Source organism: Peribacillus sp. NPDC046944 (genome assembly GCF_050272735.1).
GTDB lineage: Bacteria > Bacillota > Bacilli > Bacillales > DSM-1321 > Peribacillus.
Genome location: NZ_JBNNML010000012.1, coordinates 66,942 through 86,907 on the forward strand (window position 1 = coordinate 66,942; position 19,966 = coordinate 86,907).

Genomic DNA, 19,966 nt, shown 5'->3' on the forward strand with positions numbered 1-19,966 from the left:
GTAATCGACCCTTTAAACCAAGAACTGCATCAAATAAATATTGTTCAATGGGATGCAGTCATAAAAGTAGGAAAAACCCGGTCATTATTCATAGCTAGACCAAGGACCATCAAAAAAAAGAACCCAATTTGAACATTCAGATTGGGTTCTTTGCCTATATATTAAGACCTTATGAAAACGAAAGAACCTTTGGCTCTTGTACATCCACTATATTTTGGACCTCTGTGCCGTCAATCGTCTCTTTTTTCAACAGGACCTCTACAAGCTTTTCGTATTGTGGACGGTTTGATTCGATCAGTTTTTCCGTTTCTTGAATGGCCTGGGTGAAAAGGGCTTGCATTTTTTGTTCTTTCTCACCTTTATTGAATGTTAAGGTGAAGCCGTCTTGCAACATGCCCGTATCGACCATTTGTTCAAGTAAATGCTTTGCCTGTTGAACGTCACCACCAACTCCGACACTATGTTCACCAAGAAACATTCTTTCTGCGACACCGCCTGCTAAAATCATTTTCACTTGATCTAGCAACTCACTTGCCGTAGCTAAATGAAGTTCTTTAGGAATCGGCGCCACATACCCAAGGGCCTCGCCACGAGGGATGATGGTCGCTTTTCGAACAGAACCCGGTTTAGTGAGGGCAGCAATCAGGGCATGTCCACTTTCATGAATGGCCACCCGCCGCTTTGTATCCATATCGCTCAACGTTCGGGAAGTAGCCCCTAGAATGGTCCGGTCAATCGCGTAATCAAGATCTTGTTTGCGAATCATTTCCTGATCATGACGTAGCGCATGACGAGAAGCTGTTTCAAACAAGGAACGTAAATCCGCCCCGGAGAACCCGGATGTACTCTCAGCTAATTCATCCAAGGAAGAAAGGACATCGGCCGCCAGTTTCTTCCCTTTTGTATGAATGGCAATGATTTCTTTTCTTCCGTTTGTATCGGGAATCGGCACCTGGAACGAGAAATCGATTCTGCCTGGACGAAGAAATGCCTCATCAAGCATGTCCTTCCTGTTTGTGGCAGCCACGAATAAAATTCCTTCGTTTGAATGGCCTCCGTCTAACTGGACAAGAAGTTCCGTCAAGGTTTTTTCAGCTTCTTCCCCACCATGGGCTTTCCGTTTACCGGCCAATGCGTCCACTTCGTCGATGAAAATGACAGCAGGTGATTGTTTCCGGGCATTTTGGAAAAGGCTACGTACACGAGCTGCCCCCACTCCAACGAACATTTCATTGAAGGCCGAACCGCTAGTCGAAAAGAAGTTGGCGCCCAATTCTTTTGCAATGGCCTGTGCCAATAATGTTTTCCCGGTTCCTGGAGGACCGTATAGTAAGATGCCTTGTGGAGGCTTGATCCCAATTTTAGCTGAACGCTCCGGTTCTTTTAGAGTGGTGAGGGTTTGCAGGATCTCTTGTTTGATTTCGGGTTGCAAACCACCTATATCGGCTAAGGTTATATCGGGAAGTGCTCTAGGTGTAGAGATATTTTGTTTCTTGCTTTTTACGCGTAAACCGCCTTTTGATTTCTTCTGTATAATAATTGCGGTTGTGACTAGTGCCGCCAGCAATCCGCCTAAAATCCATAATGCAGACTTATTTGTCGATGAAAATGAATAGCGAACGTTATAAGTTTCGACTAGTTTGTTGACCATTTGACTGTTCGGAGGGATGTTAGAGACATATTTACCTTCTGGTGTAGTGATATGAAGTGTTCCATTTCGCTTTTCTTCAATAGAGACGAGGGCACCATTTTGGGCCTGAATGGTCTTTTCAACGGACGAGAAAGGAACGACCATTTCTTTTGACTGAGTCACAATGTACCAAGATATAACACCAATTATCACAATGAACACCGTTATGAACGGCAGCAACTTCGAAACTAATTTTGAGTTCGAGTTCAATATTTCATCTCCTTTAAGAATATATATTCAGTATAAAATTTTTAAACGCGTTAACCATAGGTCATAAGTCCTAAAAATAAAGGTAAATACTTCCATGTTTTGATTTATGTGATGGGTGCCGCTTTTCCCTAAGGACTGAGTCGGATAGTGGACATCCAGTTGTTAACCTGCATGATAGACTTTTTAAAAATGAAATGCTAAAGTGAAATGGTCTTAGTGATGAAAAAATATAAAGGTAGATGAGTTGAACATTTATGAATAAATTTATGAGGGATTATATGATTACGATGAAGGATATTGTTCGGGAAGGCGATCCAATTCTGCGTCAGGTGACTGATGAAGTTAGCCTGCCAATTTCTGACGAAGACCTAGAAACATTAGAATGCATGATGCAGTATTTAAAAAACAGCCAAGATCCTAAACTTCAAAAGAAGTACCACTTACGAGAAGGTGTAGGCTTGTCAGCCAACCAAATTGGCCTGAATAAACGAATGTTCGTTATGTATTTTCCAGATGAAAAAGGAAAGGTCTACGAATATGCTTTAGTGAATCCGAAAATTGTCAGCCATTCGGCATCCATGATTTACTTACCTCAAAGTGAAGGCTGCCTTTCTGTGGATCGTGATATCAAAGGATATGTGCCACGTTATGAACGGGTGAAAATTAAAGCATTGGACAGCAATGGAGAGAAAATCGAGATGCGATTGAAAGGATTTGCGGCGATTGTTTTTCAACATGAGCTGGACCATTTAAATGGAATGATGTTTTATGACCGAATCAATTCCGAGAATCCTTTCAAGCTTCCAGAAAATGTGGAAGTGAAGAGCTTATAATGGTAAAAAGGCAAAGCCCCCATGCTTTGCCTTTTTGATTGTTTAAGGTTGTGACAGTGTTTCCTTTGCCAAATGCTTTTTTAAATCACTGAATATGGCCTTGCTCATATGCTGGTATCCTTCTGACGTAAGGTGAATGCCATCGTCACTGATTAAATGTTCCAGATCACCGGCAGACTTTATATAAGAACGCACATCGATCAATGGAACCTTCAAATCCTCGGCCAGTTTTTTTAACTGGCGGTTATACATGCCATGCCAATGTTCAATCCCACCGACTTGAGAGACAAAATGTCCGATGGATGGTCCGAATCGATCGGCAATCGACCGATAATATCTGGCGGGATCCAGTGGGGGAAGAGTTAAAAGAAAGGGTGTGACATGCTTGTCCTGAACTTGTTTGACGAGTTGAGTGATATTTTCAAGGTACCGTTCAATCGGAACGATAGGCTCATGGTCTCCTTCAGGATTCTTTGCGACTTCCTCCCAATGGAAATTACAATCGTTACCACCGACTTCTATCAATACGATATCGGGATTTTCTGACATGACATCTTTCTGGACACGGCTAACTAGCAAGTCAGAATTGTCATTAAAGACGCCTTTATTCAAAACTTCAACGAATGGCAAGGACTCTGTCAACTTCGCTAAAGAGCTTGGGTAATTCTCTTTAATGATACGAAGCCGGCCTTTAACGTAGGAGATACCTCTTGTTAAACTATCTCCAAAACAGACAATTCTCAAAATTTTCACCTCGATCGGTTAATGTGTTACTTATCATTTTAGTGGCATAATTGTATTTCGGCAAACTAAAATTTTTCATTCTTGAAAGAATGTTGTTTTATTAAAAGGATACCCGATTTTCTTTAATGAAAACTTTAAAAAGCGCTGGAAATCCAGCGCTTAAACATTCAGTGTGACGGTTTTTCCTTTGGTGACGTTTCCACTCTTGCTTTTCCCATGAAGAAAACAACGATTGCTGCCAAACCAATAGGAATCAGGGCTAAAGTGAAGATTAATGATATCGAATCAGACATGGCATACACGATTTTATCCAGGATCATATCTGGAATTTGGGCACGCGCATCTGACTGGAATAGCTGACGTGGATCCTGCGTAAGAACGGACGTTTCCGGCCCGCCTTGCATTCCTTTAAAGGCATCCGCCATCTTACTTGTGAAGGCGTTGTTCTGTATCGCCCCATAAATGGTAACGCCTAATGTCATCCCAAACGAACGGAGGAATGAATTGGTTGAGTTGGCAGACCCACGATACCTCGGTTCCAAGTTGTGGATGGAAGCGATCGGTAGAAGGGAGAATGAGAAGCCCATACCGAATCCAGTAAGAATCATATAACACGTTAGTAGTGTCCTGCTGGTTTCCGGGGTTAACGTTCCTAATAATAGCATTCCTGCAAAATAACAAACGACGGAAATCGTCATTAAGTTGCGGAAGCTGGTCTTGGAATTGAATATTCCCCCGATAACACTACCGACAACGGACCCCAGCATCATTGGGGTTAGGATTAACCCTGCATTGGTAGCCGAACCTCCATAAACAGCCTGCACGAAAATCGGAATATACACAGTTAAAATGATGAACGTTCCGCCGTATAGGATTGCCAAGATCTGAGACGTTGCAAATAACCGCCTTTTAAATAACCATAATGAGATAATGGGATCTTTGGCCCTTTTTTCGAAAAAGAAAAATGAAACAAAAAACACGACAAAACTTGCAAACAAAGCAAGGATAGGAGATGAAGTCCATCCATACTCGCCACCAAGCTCGAGGGCGAACATTAAACTGACGACAGCGATAACGAGAGTCGCGGCCCCGCTATAATCGATTTTCTGTTCATGCGTATTGGCCTTTTCCTTGTAATAACGAAGAATGAAGAATAACGAGATGAAGCCGATTGGAACGTTGACGTAGAAAATCCAATGCCAGCTGGCATACTCCGTAATATAAGCTCCTAATAGAGGACCTAATACACTAGATGCCCCAAATACAGCCCCGAAAAGACCGGTAAGTTTCCCGCGTTTTTCAGGTGGGAAAATATCAAAGACGATGGTAAAGGCAATTGGCATCAAGGCACCTCCACCAATACCCTGAATGGCCCTGAAAATACTTAACTGGACAATGCTTTGAGCCATGCCGCATAGGGCAGACCCAATTAAAAAGACGACAAGCCCAAAAATGAAAAATCGCTTCCGACCGTACATATCGGAGAGTTTGCCGAATATCGGCATACTTGCCATCGTGGCGACCATATAGGCCGATGTCACCCAGACAAACTTATCGAACCCGCCTAAATCGGAAACAATCGTCCCCATGGCGGTTGCAACAATCGTATTATCCATTGCTGACATCAAAATTCCCAATAACAGTCCGGCAACTATAAACTTTTGATGTTTTGGTTGTTTCTCCAAAATGTTTTTTCCTCCCTTTTTATGAAACAATTCGTTTATTCATTTGCATGAATGAATGATAATCACTATTATGGAAACTAAATATTTATCTTGATTATCAAGATAAATTCAAGTGTAAAAGGGGTGGCATTTTATGTCAAGCGATAATGGGTTGAATTCAGACCTTTTAGAGAGTTTAACCCGGAGCCTGCAAAGGTACGGAATGAGGTCTGTATTGTTCCAACAGAATATGGCTCACAAAATAGGTGTGGCTCACACGGATTTAAAGACTGCTGAAATATTGAATGAAACGGGCCCTATTACAGCTGGAGAGCTGGCGAAGATTACAGGGTTGAGCACAGGCTCGGTCACGACGCTCATCGACCGTCTTGAAAAATCGGGCTATGTAAAAAGGGAAAGAGATCATATAGATGGTAGACGGGTAAAGATTGTCCCCATAGCATCAAGGCAAGAACAGATTAAATCACATTATCATTCACTATCTGCAGCCACAAAAGATCTTTGCACGTCCTATGAAGATAAAGAACTCACGATCATTCTTCGATTTATTGAAGATATTACGAAAATCATGGAAAAAGAAAATGAAATATTAATGAAAGAACGAAAAGAGTTCTTGAAATAAGTAATTATTTGTCCCCATAAGCTATTCACCAAATAAGGTTATAAAAGTATGGTCTACCTTGATAACTGAAATGTAAATTGGAACAAAATATATATTGATAATGATTCTCACTACTGCTAATATAAATCTAGAATTAATATATATTTTCAGGGGAGAGTTTAGAGTATGAAAACGAAAGCAACCTTAGCCGTTTTATTATCAACCAGCCTGTTATTTGGGTGTTCGCAGAAAAATGAAGAAACCAAGCCTGCAGAGGTGGATGCTAAGGAGACAAGTGCGAGTGCGCTGGATGGTGTATCCAACGACTATCGGGAATTTGCGATAGGTGAAATAGAAGAGTTTGTAAAAGCGACGGAAGAATTCACGACGGCAGTAACGTCTGGAGACATTGAAAAAGCGAAGCAGTTATATGCACCGGCTCGCATGCATTATGAGCGCGCTGAACCTATCGCTGAAATTTTTGGAGATCTTGATCCTAAAATCGATGCGCGTGAGGGTGATGTTGAGGAAAAAGAGTGGGGCGGATACCACCGAATTGAGATGGGGTTATGGGAAGAAAACACAACAAAGGGTTATGAAGAGTATGCTGAACAATTAATGAAGGACGTTAATTTGTTGCGTGCTAAAGTGGAAACAGTAGAAGTAACACCTGATGTGTTAATCACTGGGGCCGTTGACTTACTTAATGAAGTGTCAACATCCAAGGTGACTGGAGAAGAAGACCGCTATTCTCATACGGATTTGTATGATTTCGTTGCAAATGTAGAGGGCGCTGAAAAAATATATGAATTATTGACACCTGCCCTTAAGGAAAAAGACGAGGCGCTTACAACTGAAATCAAAGAGCGTTTTGCCGGAGTTTACAGCTTGCTTGAAAAACATAAAGATGGTGATGGATACGTTTCTTATACGGATTTAACAAAATCCGAGGTTAAATCATTAAGTCAGGCTATCGATGCTTTAGCTGAGCCACTTTCGCAAATAGGAATTGTAATGGAGGAGTCTTAATTGAAAGAACAAATATCAAATGACGAAACTTCACTTTTTTCCAAAAAGGTAAGCCGTCGTGATATGTTGAAAACAGCTGGCATCGGTGGGGTTGGAGTTGTAATAGGCGCATCGGGCCTAGGCGGGATGCTAGCTCTATCTGACTCAAAGGCAAAGGGACAAACGAATGATACTGTCCCTTTCTATGGGCCTCATCAAGCGGGAATCACTACAGAAGCTCAGGATAATCTTTATTTTGCTTCGTTAGAAGTGACATCCGAAAAAAGGTCAGACTTAATTCAATTATTTAAAGATTGGACAGAAGCGGCGGCCCAGATGACATCTGGCAAATCGGTAGGCGAAGCTTCCTCGAACAGGAGCATGCCACCAAAAGATACAGGGGAAGTAGAAGAATTATCCCCCTCTAACTTGACGATCACCTTTGGAGTAGGTCCTAGTCTATTTACGAAGAATGGGAAAGACCGCTTTGGCTTGAAGTCTAAACAACCTGCCGAATTGAAAGATCTTCCTTCATTTTCTTTAGATGCCTTAGAAGAATCATGGAGTGGAGGGGACATTTGCATTCAAGCCTGCGCAGACGATCTCCAGGTTGCGTTTCATGCCGTCCGGAATCTGGTGAGGATCGGTAGAGGAAAGACGATTATCCATTGGGCTCAAACAGGTTTTCAACGTACGAAAAAGGCTGATTCTCAAAAAACGACGCCTCGTAATTTGTTTGGTTTTAAAGATGGAACCGTGAATCCGGATACGAAGAAAAGCAGTGAGATGAACCAACATGTCTGGGTAAAGCCGGGGGATGGCCCTTCTTGGCTTGCAGGCGGTAGCTATATGGTCGTCCGCCGAATTCAAATGTACATTGAAGTGTGGGATCGGACTACGTTGAAAGAGCAGGAAAATACATTTGGTCGTCATCGTGACAGCGGTGCCCCATTAGGGATGAAGAATGAATTTGATACGGTTGATGAACATGTTAAGGATGAAAACGGAAATCGGATCATTCCTGAAAACTCCCATATGATCCTATCCCGTGGTGATGGAACAGCTAAGATTCTGCGACGTCCCTATTCATATGCTGATGGAATGGATCCTAAGACTGGAAGCTTCAATGCGGGGCTTCTGTTTATTTGTTTCCAACGAAGCCCAAGTAAACAATTTATCCCGATGCAAGAACGTCTTTCAAAGAATGATAAGTTAAATGAATATATAATCCACCGGGGGAGCGCTATATTTGCTTGCTTGCCGGGTGTAAAAAAAGGTGGCTATATCGGGGAGTCCCTTTTCGGATGAATTTAGTGAAATGAGAGACCATAAAATCGCCAGCATGGATGGGAATCCGGGTTGGCGGTTTTTATCATAAAAGGGGAGTTTGTCATGTCTGTTTTTAAATGGAGAACAGGGTTGTTCGTTTTATTAACTAGTTTCATATTTTTAATGTCTGCTATACCAGGTGTTTCAGCCGGGGAAAATCACGATCAGCTTTTCGTATATATTGGAGACAGCCTAATGAAAGTGAAGTCTGGAGATCTTGAATCGGTTTCCAGTAATCTCTCTCTTTTTGAAAAGGACTGGAATGTGATAAAAACGGACAGTGAGGATGCCAAAAAAGTTGACGAATCATTACTGTCTTTGAAAAACGCTGTGAATAATCAAGAAGACGCAGGAGAAATGAAAAAGAAGTTATCCGCTTTATCAAGTGCCCTTGTTCAGTATGATACGGCAGAAAATCCGGTTGATAAAACCGATTATAAAGATCGCCTAGAAGCGTTACTTCCATTAATCGATGATTTAGATGCGACGATTAGCGAAGAGGACTTCAGCAAAGCTAAAAGTCAGTATCTAAACCTCCTCAATCAATGGAATAATGCGGAACTTGTAGTACGGGAGGAAAGTGTTGCTTCGTACGGTAAGATGGAAACCTATATGGCCTTTGTTCGGATAGCCATCACGCAGGATCCTCCAGATCCAGAAAAGGCACGAACTAATCTTGACGAACTGAAAGGGCTAATTCAAGGCTTTCTGGAAGGCAAGGTAGAAAAAGAAGACCAGCAGACTTATACGTTGAGCGATGTAACAGACCTTCTACAAAGTAGTGTTAAGGATATGGAAGGAAACGATATCAATTCGGCAATTGACCAGTTGAATGAAGTATTAATGATTTGGCCAAATGTCGAAGGAGAAGTTTCTACGAGGGACAGTAAGCTGTACAGTGACATGGAGACTAAGGTACCAACCGCCATTAGCTTACTGCAATCGAAGAAGATACAAGCAAAGGAAGCGAAAGAAATCGTTTCCGATTTACATGCACGACTACTTCCTTTAATTGATGATACGAGCTATACGACATGGGATGCGGCCTTGATTCTTTTACGTGAGGGATTGGAAGCTCTCCTTATCGTGGCAACACTGTTGTCCTTCCTAAAGAAAATTGGACAGGCAGACAAACAAAAGTGGATTTGGTCTGGCGTCGGGGCTGGCTTGGCAGCAAGTGCAATCCTTGCCGTTATTATCAATATTGTATTTTCACAGATTACCGCTGCCTCAAGCCGGGAGTATATTGAAGGAATCACGGGCATAATCGCAGTGCTAATGATGCTGACCATCGGAATGTGGCTTCATAGTAAATCGAACATCCATGCATGGAACCGTTATATCGGCAAGCAAATGGACCATGCTATTGCAACAGGCAGTATCTTGTCTTTTGCGTTAATTAGTTTCCTATCGATTTTCCGAGAAGGAGCGGAGACGATCATCTTTTATGCCGGAATGGCTCCGTATATGGAACTGAAACAGCTATTGACCGGGATATTGATTGCCTGCTTGCTATTGATGGTCATTGGTTTCGTCATGCTCCGTTACAGCGTTAAGCTACCGATGACGGTCTTTTTCAAAGTGGCGACGATCTTCATCTATGCATTGGCATTTAAGATTCTTGGTGTCTCCATCCATGCACTTCAAGTTTCTCAAGTGATTAAGACGCATACACTTCACACGTTCCCGTTCATTGAATGGATCGGCCTTTATCCGACAGTGGAAACGATAGTACCTCAAATGGTATTGTTACTCCTGATTATAGTGGCTGCGATTTGGGTTAAAAAGAATAATTCTGCAGTTGCATAAAAAAGCAGGCCTGACATGATTAATGTCAGGCCTCCCTTTTTAATGAAGAGAACGGCGATAAGTATATTGTTTCCATTGATAAAGGATGAAGCAACCAATGCAGAATCCAAGGATGGCAATAAATGAGGCCATCCCGACCATTACGGTTAGCACATAGCCGATAACGTTGAAGCCCAGTAAGAAGGAGAGTAAGCCGAAACCTAGGCAAACCACTGCAATAACCTGGTTAAACTGTTGCTGTGCAGGATCTTCAGGAATGTATTTAGAGGGGTCCTTCTTCAGAAAGAGCTTTGCAAGGCGCATAACCGGATTAAAATGTAAAAGAAGACCAGATAGCCCCGCTACTAAAGGTATGGCCAGTATCCATTCTTGACCGGTTGCTAAAGCGAGGACTACGCTTAAAAATATGACCCACTGATTTGTTCGGACTAGAGGACGCGGAATGGGATGAATTTTATCTGACAAATTTAAAACCAACCTTTCTGATGAGTTTTATATTATTTTATCTGTTTATACATGATTTGGGAAGGGGAACTTTTTAGTTTATAATTATTTTAATTTAGTATTGATTATTATAAGAGAGGTAGTATAATACTAATATGAAATAAAAAGGAGGACGGTATGATGGTAGCAAAAGTTTGTGAAACATGCGGTACACCAATAAAAAGATTAAAACACTCTTCTTTATGCCAATGCGGTCCCAAAATACTGAGTAATCCATTCTCAACAAAAACAAAAAAATAATCGATTATCATAAAAATATAGTAAACCGACTATTGGCATGATAGTCGGTTTTTTGTCTATATAGAAGGGTATAGGTAAATACCTTTCTATATTTATTAGGTAATCCATAATAAATATTTTTCAAAAGAATAGAAATGTTGTAGGATTAGAGAATAGGTGAAAATGTCACGGTAGGATATGGAGTAGTCCTCCAGAAGGCCAAAACCATCACGTGACGGTTGGGAGGGGTTATATTGGGAACGAGACATTGAAAATCGGTGAGCTGGCAAGCATGGCAAATGTTACGAAGCGAACGGTGGACTATTACACGAATAAGGGTCTCCTAAAAGCAGAACGTTCCGCCTCTAACTACCGCTATTACTCAGTTGAGGAACTTGAGCGATTACGCCTTATTGAGAAATATAAAAGAAAAAACTTTTCTTTGGAAGAGATAAAAGAACTTGTAAAACCAAATGCGAAGCCCCTTACTGAAATCGAGGAAACGGGACTTCAACTAAAAAGTAAAATGGATGGCTTGAATGAGGAATTGCGGGAAGTGATTAGCCTGATTGAAAAGGATGGAAAAAATGAACTTCTTCTTAAAAAACAGGTTTCTCATGAAAGCATTGCGTTGATTCAATCATTATTAGTGTTGTTAATTTAAAGAAAATTATCCCGATAGTTTATTGCACGAAGGTGCATATTACTCTTAAGGGCATTTCACTAAATGGTTTAGGATACGACATTCATATTTCGTTTGACATAATAGAAATCACCATTTATACAGGAGGTGCTTGGGACTGAACTATTGATTCTTTTCATGTAACTAGGATAAGGAATCGGTGGTAAACCCGAACATATTGGAGATATTTATAAAATTATTAGCAGTAGCTGTATTAATAGCATTAACCGCATTTTTTGTTGCCTCGGAATTTGCAATCGTTAAAGTCAGAAGTTCCCGCATCAATCAATTGATTGAAGAGGGAAATAAAAGTGCACTGGCAGCAAAAAAAGTGATTTCACATATCGATGAGTATTTATCTGCATGTCAACTGGGGATAACAGTCACTGCATTAGGATTGGGTTGGTTGGGTGAACCCACAGTGGAGGCTATTCTTGAACCCCTCTTCCATAGATGGGGTGTCGAGGAATCGTTAAGTCACATTCTTTCTTTCGTGATTGCTTTTGCGTCCGTTACATTCTTACACGTTGTTATTGGTGAACTTGCGCCAAAAACGGTTGCGATTCAAAAGGCTGAGGAAATAACGTTACTGTTCTCTAAGCCATTGATTCTTTTTTACCGCATATTATACCCATTCATCTGGGTATTGAATGGTTCGGCACGTGTCCTTACAGGCATGTTTGGATTAAAGCCGGCTTCCGAGACTGAAATGGCTCACTCGGAAGAAGAACTGCGGATTATCTTATCGGAAAGCTACAAAAGTGGTGAGATCAATCAATCGGAATATAAATATGTAAATCAAATTTTTGAATTTGATGAGCGTAATGCCAATGAAATCATGGTTCCAAGAACGGAAATGACCGTTATTGAAATAGGAATGCCACTATTGGAAGTTGTGGAGCTCATTCAAGAAGAACAGTATACACGTTACCCTGTCATAGATGGTGATAAGGATAATGTAGTGGGAATGGTCAATATTAAACGTCTTTATACAGCGACCATCACCGAGAAGAATGTTTCGGAATTGACGGTGGATAGTTTCGTTACACCCGTGATACGGGTTCTGGAAACTATCCCTATCCATGACTTGCTTCTGAAAATGCAGAAGGAACGGATTCATATGGCTGTTTTGACTGATGAGTATGGTGGTACAGCTGGTCTAGTTACGGTGGAAGATATACTTGAAGAAATCGTCGGGGAAATCCGTGATGAATTTGACCAGGATGAACGACCACTTATCCAAAAAGTAGATGAGGGACATTATGTTTTTGATGCAAAGACGTTAATTGAAGATGTTAATGATACCCTTGCCATCCAATTACCTGAAGATGATATAGATACTTTGGGAGGATGGTTCCTGACAGGTAGATTTGAAATTGCCGTTGGTGACCAAATTGAATTTGAAGGATATAATTTTACCGTCACAGAGATGGATGGCCATCATGTTTTATATGTTGAGGTAAAAAAAATCAAATAATCATAGGTGGAAAATCGGGCGTGTGTAGCGTCCGGTTTTTTTGTTTGGGTTAGAAGATGGTATCCCAGTAAAAATGCCGGATTTTAGGATAGTTCAAAGGTAGGATTCTGGTTGAAATGGCCATTCAAATGTTGGAAAAGTGACGCTCAAGGTATCTATTTACTGTATAAGAATGATAAAATAGGGAGTGGACATTAAATCTTGCTGCATAACCAAATGCAAGTTAAATAGGATGGAATGTAAGGGATAGGCTCATATATTTGGAGTGGTAAATAATATTCGCTTACTATAAATAATGAAAAAAGGCGGGTGGGTAAAATGGGTTTTAAGAGAAAACAAATGCTGGGATTCGGTTTAATCCTGCTTTTTTTAGCTATACTCCTTTCTTTTATGGTGTTTACACTCAATAATCTAAAAGGCAGTATGACTGAAATCGTGGAGGACCGTTATTATAAAGTTTCTGCCGCGATGGAAATACGCCAGTTGTTTACACAGTCAGACCGTGAAATTTTATTTGCGGCAAATGAGGCCAACAAGGCAGAAAGAGCGGAAAGCCTTAAAGTCATCAATGAAAACCACAGCCTGATTGAGTCGCAAATCGCTGAATTGTCGGGTACGTTAAATAAAGCGAAGGCAAGGCAATTATTGAAAGAGTTTGAAACACAATATGCCACATACTCTATAACCGAGGCACAAATCATCCAAAACATACAATCGAAAAACCCAACGACGGACATTAGCGAGCTAATGGATGATCAAAGGGATAAGCGGACAAAGGTTATCAGTACGATGGGTGCTTTTAAAAATTATCAAGAAAGTGTTATGAATGATACGTTAAGTAATGCGAAGCAAACCTATGAAGATATGATTAATTTCACTATTTTCGCAGTCATCCTTAGTATTCTAGTCATTTCCTTGACTGTCGCATGGATGATACGCAGCACATCAAAAGATTTGCAATCCATTACGAAGGTCATCAACAATATTGATTTTAAAAATTTATCGGTTGTACCGAGAATTCCTATTCGCACAAATGATGAAATAGGCGATATCGCTCGTTCCTTCAATGAAATGGCCGTATCACTTGAAACGTATAATCGTAAGGAAAAAGAGTTCACTGAGAAAATTAGCGAGCGCAACTGGATACAAACCCGAGTTGCTGATATTGCGACCATGTACCAACGCATTGTTGATGTAGAAGTGCTTGCTGACAGGTTCATCACCAGACTTGCACCGATGATGGGGGCGTCTCTTGGGGCGTTTTATATCAGACGCGGTGATGGGGAAAATATGCGTTTTGTAAAAATATCCAGTTTCGCAGGCGATGGTGAAGGTGCGGGAAGACGTGAATTCCGTATGGGGGAAGGCTTGATTGGTCAATGCGCCCTTGAAAGAAAAATAGAATTCATTGAGAAGATTCCTGAAGACTTCCACTTGGTTACAACAGGGTTAGGTGAAGTAAACCCTAAAAGTATCGTTATTGCTCCCGTCATTTTTGAGGATGAAGTGGTAGCTATGGTCGAATTGGCAAGCTTGGAGAATTACTCTAAATTGCAGAAACATTTCTTGACTCAAGTCTTGGACACTTTGGGGATTACAATCAACAATGTCGAAGGCCGAATGGAAATTGAACGCCTATTGAAAGAGTCACAAGCACAGACTGAAGAGCTACAAGCTCAATCAGAAGAATTGCAATCCCAGTCAGAAGAAATGCAGGCCCAATCAGAGGAACTGCAGACACAGGCTGAGGAATTGCGGATGATTAACGAGCAATTAGAAGAGAGAAACCGTGAAACGGAAGACAAATCAAAAGAGCTTCAAATTGCCAAACTAAATCTTGAAAAACAAGCAGAAGAATTAAAACTAAGTTCAAAATACAAATCCGAATTCATGGCCAATATGTCCCATGAATTACGGACACCGCTTAATAGCATCTTGATTCTGTCGGAAATGCTATCTGACACGAATGACAGTAAATTGAATGAGGAACAGAAGGAATTCGCCCGTGTCATTAATTCGTCCGGTCAGGATTTATTAACGCTCATCAATGACATACTGGACTTATCAAAAGTCGAGGTTGGGAAGCTTGAAGTTGTCTTTGAGGAAATGAATATGAGTGAGTTACCGGAATTGTTACATCGAAACTTCGATCACGTAGCGAAGAAGAAGAATATCGATTTCATCGTTAGAAAAGATAAGGATGTACCTGATATTTTCTTCACTGATGAACAGCGGTTCCAACAAATTCTTAAAAACCTGTTGTCCAATGCTTTTAAATTCACCGAAAAAGGCTCAGTCTCTGTTCAGATTAAAAAGGCTGACGAAGAAAAAGTCGCACAATGGATTCAAACGAAAGGTGCGAGCAATTGGGTTGAAATCAATGTGAAGGACACGGGCATTGGAATTTCGAAAGAAAAGCAAAAATTAATATTCGAAGCGTTCCAACAAGGCGATGGAGCGACGATGAGGAAATATGGCGGTACCGGACTTGGACTTTCCATATGCCGCGAGTTTGCTAAATTACTAGGCGGATGGGTTATAGTGGATAGCCAAGAGGGTGAAGGCAGTACGTTCACCTTCTTCATTCCAAGCATGCCAGAAGGCTTTAAAAACATGGGAGAAGCGATTGCTGCTTCCCCGGAAGTGGCAGCGGCCAGCCATGAAGGAACTCCCGCTAGCGTAGTGGACGAGAAACCGGATGTGGTGATACTTGATGATGATTCACAAGAGAACGCTAATCCTTTCCGCGGCAAGTCGGTCTTGGTAGTGGACGATGATCGCCGTAATATCTTTGCTTTGACAAACGCTCTGAAAAATGAGGGCATGGAAATCCTTACAGCGGAAAATGGCTATGAATGTTTGGAAATCCTTGAAAAAGGAAAGAGTATAGATGCCATATTAATGGATATCATGATGCCAGGCATGGATGGTTATGAAACAATGACTAGAATCCGTGAACAAAATGAGTTTGATAATCTCCCAATCATTGCCTTAACCGCTAAGGCGATGAAAGGTGACAGGGAAAAATGTATAAGAGCCGGTGCATCTGACTATGTAAGTAAACCATTGAAATTGGAACAGTTACTTTCTGTTCTTCGCGTATGGCTAACGAATTAATAGTACGGGTAAGGAAGGTTTTAATGGAATGAAGGATACACTATCGATTGAAGAACGAGAAAATATAGAGATTGAGTTGCTCTTGCAAGCCGTTTATTCAGTCTCTGGCTTTGATTTCAGAAAGTATATGCGATCTTCCATACAACGGAGAGTCGAAAACCGGATGAGATTAGAGCATATAAGAAGAGCGAGTGGAATGATTGAAAAGGTTTTATATGAAAAAGGATTTGTTGAAAAACTTCTGAATGACTTTTCAATAAATGTTACGGAAATGTTTCGTGATCCTGACTTCTTTAAAGCTTTTCGAACGAACCTTGTTCCACTGCTTAAGGAACTTCCTGAAATCCGTATCTGGCATGCTGGTTGTTCAACTGGTGAGGAAGCCTTTTCGATGGCCATCATGCTAAAAGAAGAAGGGCTCTACGATAAAGCGAAAATCTATGCAACCGACATGAATGAAACGGTAATAGAACATGCTCAAAAGGGAATTTTACCCCTCAATCGCATGCAGTCTTATACAAAGAATTATCTACAAGCAGGCGGAAAACGGGAATTTTCGGAGTATTATACGACGGACTATCAAAATGCTTATCTTGATCCAAACCTGCTTAAAAATGTTGTGTTTTTCCAGCATAATCTCGTGACGGATGGTTCGTTCAATGAATTTCATATCATCATGTGCCGGAATGTAATGATTTACTTTACCGGAGAATTACAGACTTATGTAAATCAATTATTTTATGACAGTCTTTGTAAGGACGGCTTTCTTGCGGTCGGCAGTAAGGAATCCATTCGTACTTCTTCTTTTTCAGAAGTGTATAAGGACTTTGATGCAAGAGAGAAGATTTATAGGAAATTATAAAAAAAGGAGTTCGCTAAAAACCTGGCGAGCTCCTTTTTTCGTTATTAAAGTAAAACTCCTTAATTTTTTGAATGCAACTATATTTTAAGTTTAGGTGCCTGAAAAAACGGGTACATTTAATTAGTTAGATGTGTGTTTTTTTGTCATGCATGTTCTTATTTTTAAAAAGTAGCATAAGTAAGATATAATATAGTTCGGAATTCTTTTTTCAGGAAAGCCTTGCATTATATAGTACATGATAAAAGATAAAAGTGCCGCTCGATATAAGCCAAAAGGGGAATAAAGCAATGACGATTTTAATCGTAGATGATAACCAGGTTAATCTCTTCGTTATAGAGAAAATTCTTAAGCGAGCTGGCTATACGGATTTTCTATCATTGAAGTCAGCGCATGAAATGTTTGACTACCTACAAGTGGACAATCCTCAGCCAATCAAGACTTCTGTTGATATTATACTGCTTGATATTATGATGCCTGAAATTGATGGAATAGAGGCTTGTAGAAGACTCCAAAACATACCACACCTAAAAGACATACCGGTGATTTTTGTAACGGCACTTGAAGATTCAAACAAAGTGGCCGAGGCTCTGGATGTTGGTGGAATCGATTATATTATGAAGCCTATTAACAAAATTGATTTATTAGCCAGAATCCGTGTAGGGTTAAGGCTTAAATATGAAAAAGACTGGCATAAAATGCAGGAAGAAAAAATACGGAATGAATTAGACCTTTCGATGCAAGTGCAAAGCAGTCTATTGAGTGAGCCGGTGGTAGATAATCACTTAACAATAAAAGCATCTTACCTCCCTGCAAATAAATTAGCCGGAGATATGTACTATTGGCACCGGATTGATGAAAAACGGTACGGAATCATTATACTTGATATGATGGGCCATGGAATATCGGCTTCACTTGTTTGTATGTTTATTTCCTCTGTTCTAAGGGATGCCATCCGAAAACACACGGATCCCGTTGCGGTGATAAACGAAATGAATCATTGGATGAGTGTCCTTAATAAAAAGGAAAACCCGATTCATTATTATTTCACTGCCATTTATATGGTGATTGATACAGAACATAAAACTCTGGAATATGTAAATGCAGGTCATCCACCGGGTTTTGCCTTGATGGATGATGGGGAAGTGTTGTCCCTTTCAAAGGGGACATGTCCTGTTGGTTTCTTCACGGAGATGAAAGTGGAGAAAACGATTGTTCATTATGAAGATAGAATTCAAATTCTTGTATTTACCGATGGAGTCATGGAGGCAATCGATAGGGAAGGAACGGATGGACTGGATGAAATAAAAGAAGTCGTTTCACGGGATTGGTTGGATTGCGAGGGAAATGCTCCGATTGATCTGGTCATGCCTGCTGAACTCCATCTCGACCAACCTGATGATATGTGTGTGGTCGTAATCCAAGCTACTTGATAAAGAAAGAGGCTGCAGAATAATCTGCAGCCTCTTCTGTTTATAGGTGGGGGTTTACTTGTCGTGATCGTAAGGCATGTAATTGTGGTTTCTAAAACCTTATCTATGGGAATCTTTTACCTTGCCGATTCCTTCTTGGACATTACCTTTTAATTTATCAAGTTTTCCTTCAGCTTGTAAGTGAGGATCATTCTTAGCGTTTCCGACTTGGTCTTTTGTTTCACCTTTTGCTTTATTGACAGTACCTTTTATCTTGTCTGATAATCCGCTCATTATGAGTTACCTCCTTGTTTTTGTCTACTTTACTTATACCCGTGGGATATTTGAGTAAACCATAATGAGAGAAAAATCTTAAGAAGCAATCGTTATATCTTTGCTGTGTTTCTTAATGAAATGATAAGCACGCTCCACGATTAATTCTTTATCATAATCAAGCGAAGCAACATGATAGGAGTTAGTAAGGGAGATCAACTCCTTGCTATGAGAACTGACGGAATTATATATTCGGTCCGAACATTGAGATGGGACAACATGATCTTCGGGAGAATGGAAGATGAGGGCAGGGCAGCTGATGTCCTCGAGTTGTTCATTCGTATGTTCCATAATAGTAAGCAACTGATTAATAGCTGTGATAGGTACGCAATCATAAGTGATTTCTGTAGTATCTTTGTCTTTAATGTCAGGAGCCCCTTCTGTAATGAAACGCGGAGCAGTTTGGTTGCGATAGGTTTCATATTCAGGGACTTGAAGGGCAGCGTTGATTGTCATTATTCCATCACAAGCTACTTTTGTTGCCAAATCCAAAACAAGGGCACCACCCATAGATTGCCCCATTGCGAACACATGCGTACAGGTTTGCTTTAGCTTTTTATAGGCAGTCTCGATATCCTTGATCCACTCTTGGTAAGGGATCGTTTCCATTTCAAACTCATGTGTTCCGTGACCCTGTAAGCGAGGTGCGTAGACGGTGTAACCTTTGGCGGCCAAACTTTTACCTAAATACCCTACGCTTTGTGGGGTTCCGTTAAAGCCATGGCAAATGAGGATTCCGATAGAGTTCCCGGGATAGAAGAATGATTCTGCCCCTGGTATAACCTTTGCAACTGTCATGTGTCCATCTCCTTCACTATTCTTATCGTTCGTTTACTTGATATAAAAAATGACTATTCCGATTATATTACTTGGTTAAATGATAACATAAGAAAATTCACCAAGTCAATATTAGTTTGTACCTTTCATAGGGTGATGTCAGGAGATGCCAAGAATCGGCTGAATCTGAGTGTTAAAGGAGTTTAGGGCTCATAGAGAGTTGCCTTCCTTCTATATATAGTACTAATCAAAATCTCTTGTAGATTTCTTTGGAATCAGCAGAGGAAAGGGGATGCACAAGCTTCTAAGGAATTTATAAAATACCCGTTGACTTTTATGAAAAAAAGGATTAATATAAATAAGCACTAAGAAAACAAACGCAAAACTTCATCGCTTATAGCTGAATGGCTAGAAGAAATGACACAATAAAAACTATTGACTTCTTATAAAGAAAATGATAAGATGAAATGGTCGCTGAAAAACACAGCGATTAAAAATAAGTTAAAAACTTCGTAGAAGTTGACAACTAATCGACAGTGTGTTATGATGGATTAACAAGTTGTTCTAACGAACAGCGAGATAAATTGCTCTTTGAAAACTGAACAAAACAAAGCGCCAACGTAAATTTTGAGTGAGCACACACTATAAAAAAGCAAAATGAGCAAGTCAAACATTTC

16 protein-coding genes are annotated in these 19,966 nt (G+C 40.5%); 10 read left to right on the top strand and 6 right to left on the bottom strand.

The annotated features are described in order from the left end of the window. Positions 1-169: 169 nt before the first annotated feature. Positions 170-1,900, bottom strand: coding sequence for an AAA family ATPase (locus ACQKIC_RS18125; protein ID WP_427592076.1), 1,731 nt, complete (start codon positions 1,898-1,900; stop codon positions 170-172). A gap of 254 nt (positions 1,901-2,154) precedes the next feature. Between ACQKIC_RS18125 and def the strand changes: the two genes are divergently transcribed. Beyond that, positions 2,155-2,733, top strand: coding sequence for a peptide deformylase (gene def, locus ACQKIC_RS18130; RefSeq protein ID WP_427592075.1), 579 nt, complete (start codon positions 2,155-2,157; stop codon positions 2,731-2,733). Positions 2,734-2,775: 42 nt separating this feature from the next. On the opposite strand, the gene ACQKIC_RS18135 is transcribed toward def, so the two are convergent. Both ACQKIC_RS18135 and ACQKIC_RS18140 read right to left on the bottom strand, forming a co-directional pair. Beyond that, entirely contained in the window at positions 2,776-3,477 is a 702-nt protein-coding gene (locus ACQKIC_RS18135; RefSeq protein ID WP_402875623.1) for an SGNH/GDSL hydrolase family protein, read from the bottom strand. Positions 3,478-3,644: 167 nt separating this feature from the next. After that, positions 3,645-5,162 (bottom strand): MDR family MFS transporter, encoded by a 1,518-nt coding sequence (locus ACQKIC_RS18140; protein ID WP_427592074.1) that lies wholly within the window; start codon positions 5,160-5,162, stop codon positions 3,645-3,647. 133 nt (positions 5,163-5,295) lie between these two features. On the opposite strand from ACQKIC_RS18140, the gene ACQKIC_RS18145 reads away from it, so the two are divergent. From ACQKIC_RS18145 to ACQKIC_RS18160, 4 genes are all read left to right on the top strand, one after another. Next, on the top strand, positions 5,296-5,784 hold the full coding sequence (locus tag ACQKIC_RS18145; RefSeq protein ID WP_402991422.1) for a MarR family winged helix-turn-helix transcriptional regulator: 489 nt from the start codon (positions 5,296-5,298) through the stop codon (positions 5,782-5,784). 165 nt (positions 5,785-5,949) lie between these two features. Next, positions 5,950-6,792 (top strand): iron uptake system protein EfeO, encoded by an 843-nt coding sequence (gene efeO / locus ACQKIC_RS18150; protein ID WP_402875627.1) that lies wholly within the window; start codon positions 5,950-5,952, stop codon positions 6,790-6,792. Next, positions 6,793-8,079 carry an iron uptake transporter deferrochelatase/peroxidase subunit gene (gene efeB, locus ACQKIC_RS18155; protein ID WP_407406343.1) on the top strand — a complete coding sequence of 429 codons (1,287 nt, stop codon included), beginning with the start codon at positions 6,793-6,795 and terminating at the stop codon, positions 8,077-8,079. 84 nt (positions 8,080-8,163) lie between these two features. Then, positions 8,164-9,909, top strand: a complete 1,746-nt coding sequence (locus ACQKIC_RS18160; protein WP_427592073.1) for an FTR1 family iron permease — start codon at positions 8,164-8,166, stop codon at positions 9,907-9,909. A 39-nt stretch (positions 9,910-9,948) separates the two neighbouring features. On the opposite strand, the gene ACQKIC_RS18165 is transcribed toward ACQKIC_RS18160, so the two are convergent. After that, the gene (locus tag ACQKIC_RS18165; RefSeq protein WP_403080516.1) at positions 9,949-10,374 is read right to left on the bottom strand and encodes a DUF4395 domain-containing protein; all 426 of its coding nucleotides are present in this window, start codon (positions 10,372-10,374) and stop codon (positions 9,949-9,951) included. A gap of 490 nt (positions 10,375-10,864) precedes the next feature. Here ACQKIC_RS18165 and ACQKIC_RS18170 point away from each other — a divergent pair, with 490 nt between their 5' ends. From ACQKIC_RS18170 to ACQKIC_RS18190, 5 genes are all read left to right on the top strand, one after another. Next, positions 10,865-11,296 (top strand): MerR family transcriptional regulator, encoded by a 432-nt coding sequence (locus ACQKIC_RS18170; protein ID WP_402959220.1) that lies wholly within the window; start codon positions 10,865-10,867, stop codon positions 11,294-11,296. 196 nt (positions 11,297-11,492) lie between these two features. Then, complete coding sequence (locus ACQKIC_RS18175) at positions 11,493-12,791, top strand: hemolysin family protein (protein WP_402875637.1); 1,299 nt, start codon at positions 11,493-11,495, stop codon at positions 12,789-12,791. Positions 12,792-13,109: 318 nt separating this feature from the next. Then, on the top strand, positions 13,110-15,908 hold the full coding sequence (locus ACQKIC_RS18180) for a response regulator (protein WP_403125238.1): 2,799 nt from the start codon (positions 13,110-13,112) through the stop codon (positions 15,906-15,908). A 28-nt stretch (positions 15,909-15,936) separates the two neighbouring features. After that, complete coding sequence (locus tag ACQKIC_RS18185) at positions 15,937-16,770, top strand: CheR family methyltransferase (protein ID WP_402991434.1); 834 nt, start codon at positions 15,937-15,939, stop codon at positions 16,768-16,770. Positions 16,771-17,057: 287 nt separating this feature from the next. Beyond that, positions 17,058-18,200: a PP2C family protein-serine/threonine phosphatase gene (locus ACQKIC_RS18190; RefSeq protein WP_402959216.1), complete on the top strand. Its 1,143-nt coding sequence runs from the start codon at positions 17,058-17,060 to the stop codon at positions 18,198-18,200. A gap of 99 nt (positions 18,201-18,299) precedes the next feature. Here ACQKIC_RS18190 and ACQKIC_RS18195 read toward each other — a convergent pair whose 3' ends face one another. Together ACQKIC_RS18195 and ACQKIC_RS18200 are read right to left on the bottom strand one after the other, a co-directional pair. Continuing rightward, positions 18,300-18,473 carry a CsbD family protein gene (locus tag ACQKIC_RS18195; RefSeq protein ID WP_402875643.1) on the bottom strand — a complete coding sequence of 58 codons (174 nt, stop codon included), beginning with the start codon at positions 18,471-18,473 and terminating at the stop codon, positions 18,300-18,302. A 78-nt stretch (positions 18,474-18,551) separates the two neighbouring features. Next, the gene (locus ACQKIC_RS18200; protein ID WP_402959214.1) at positions 18,552-19,310 is read right to left on the bottom strand and encodes an alpha/beta hydrolase; all 759 of its coding nucleotides are present in this window, start codon (positions 19,308-19,310) and stop codon (positions 18,552-18,554) included. Between the last annotated feature and the right edge of the window lie 656 nt (positions 19,311-19,966).

What these genes read in the sequence shown, in the direction of transcription:
- ACQKIC_RS18200 (WP_402959214.1), bottom strand. Translation starts at nt 19,310, where the DNA reads ATGACAGTTGCAAAGGTTATACCAGGGGCAGAATCATTCTTCTATCCC.
- ACQKIC_RS18195 (WP_402875643.1), bottom strand. Translation starts at nt 18,473, where the DNA reads ATGAGCGGATTATCAGACAAGATAAAAGGTACTGTCAATAAAGCAAAA.
- ACQKIC_RS18180 (WP_403125238.1), top strand. Translation starts at nt 13,110, where the DNA reads ATGGGTTTTAAGAGAAAACAAATGCTGGGATTCGGTTTAATCCTGCTT.
- ACQKIC_RS18160 (WP_427592073.1), top strand. Translation starts at nt 8,164, where the DNA reads ATGTCTGTTTTTAAATGGAGAACAGGGTTGTTCGTTTTATTAACTAGT.
- def (WP_427592075.1), top strand. Translation starts at nt 2,155, where the DNA reads ATGAATAAATTTATGAGGGATTATATGATTACGATGAAGGATATTGTT.
- ACQKIC_RS18190 (WP_402959216.1), top strand. Translation starts at nt 17,058, where the DNA reads ATGACGATTTTAATCGTAGATGATAACCAGGTTAATCTCTTCGTTATA.
- ACQKIC_RS18185 (WP_402991434.1), top strand. Translation starts at nt 15,937, where the DNA reads ATGAAGGATACACTATCGATTGAAGAACGAGAAAATATAGAGATTGAG.
- efeO (WP_402875627.1), top strand. Translation starts at nt 5,950, where the DNA reads ATGAAAACGAAAGCAACCTTAGCCGTTTTATTATCAACCAGCCTGTTA.
- ACQKIC_RS18145 (WP_402991422.1), top strand. Translation starts at nt 5,296, where the DNA reads ATGTCAAGCGATAATGGGTTGAATTCAGACCTTTTAGAGAGTTTAACC.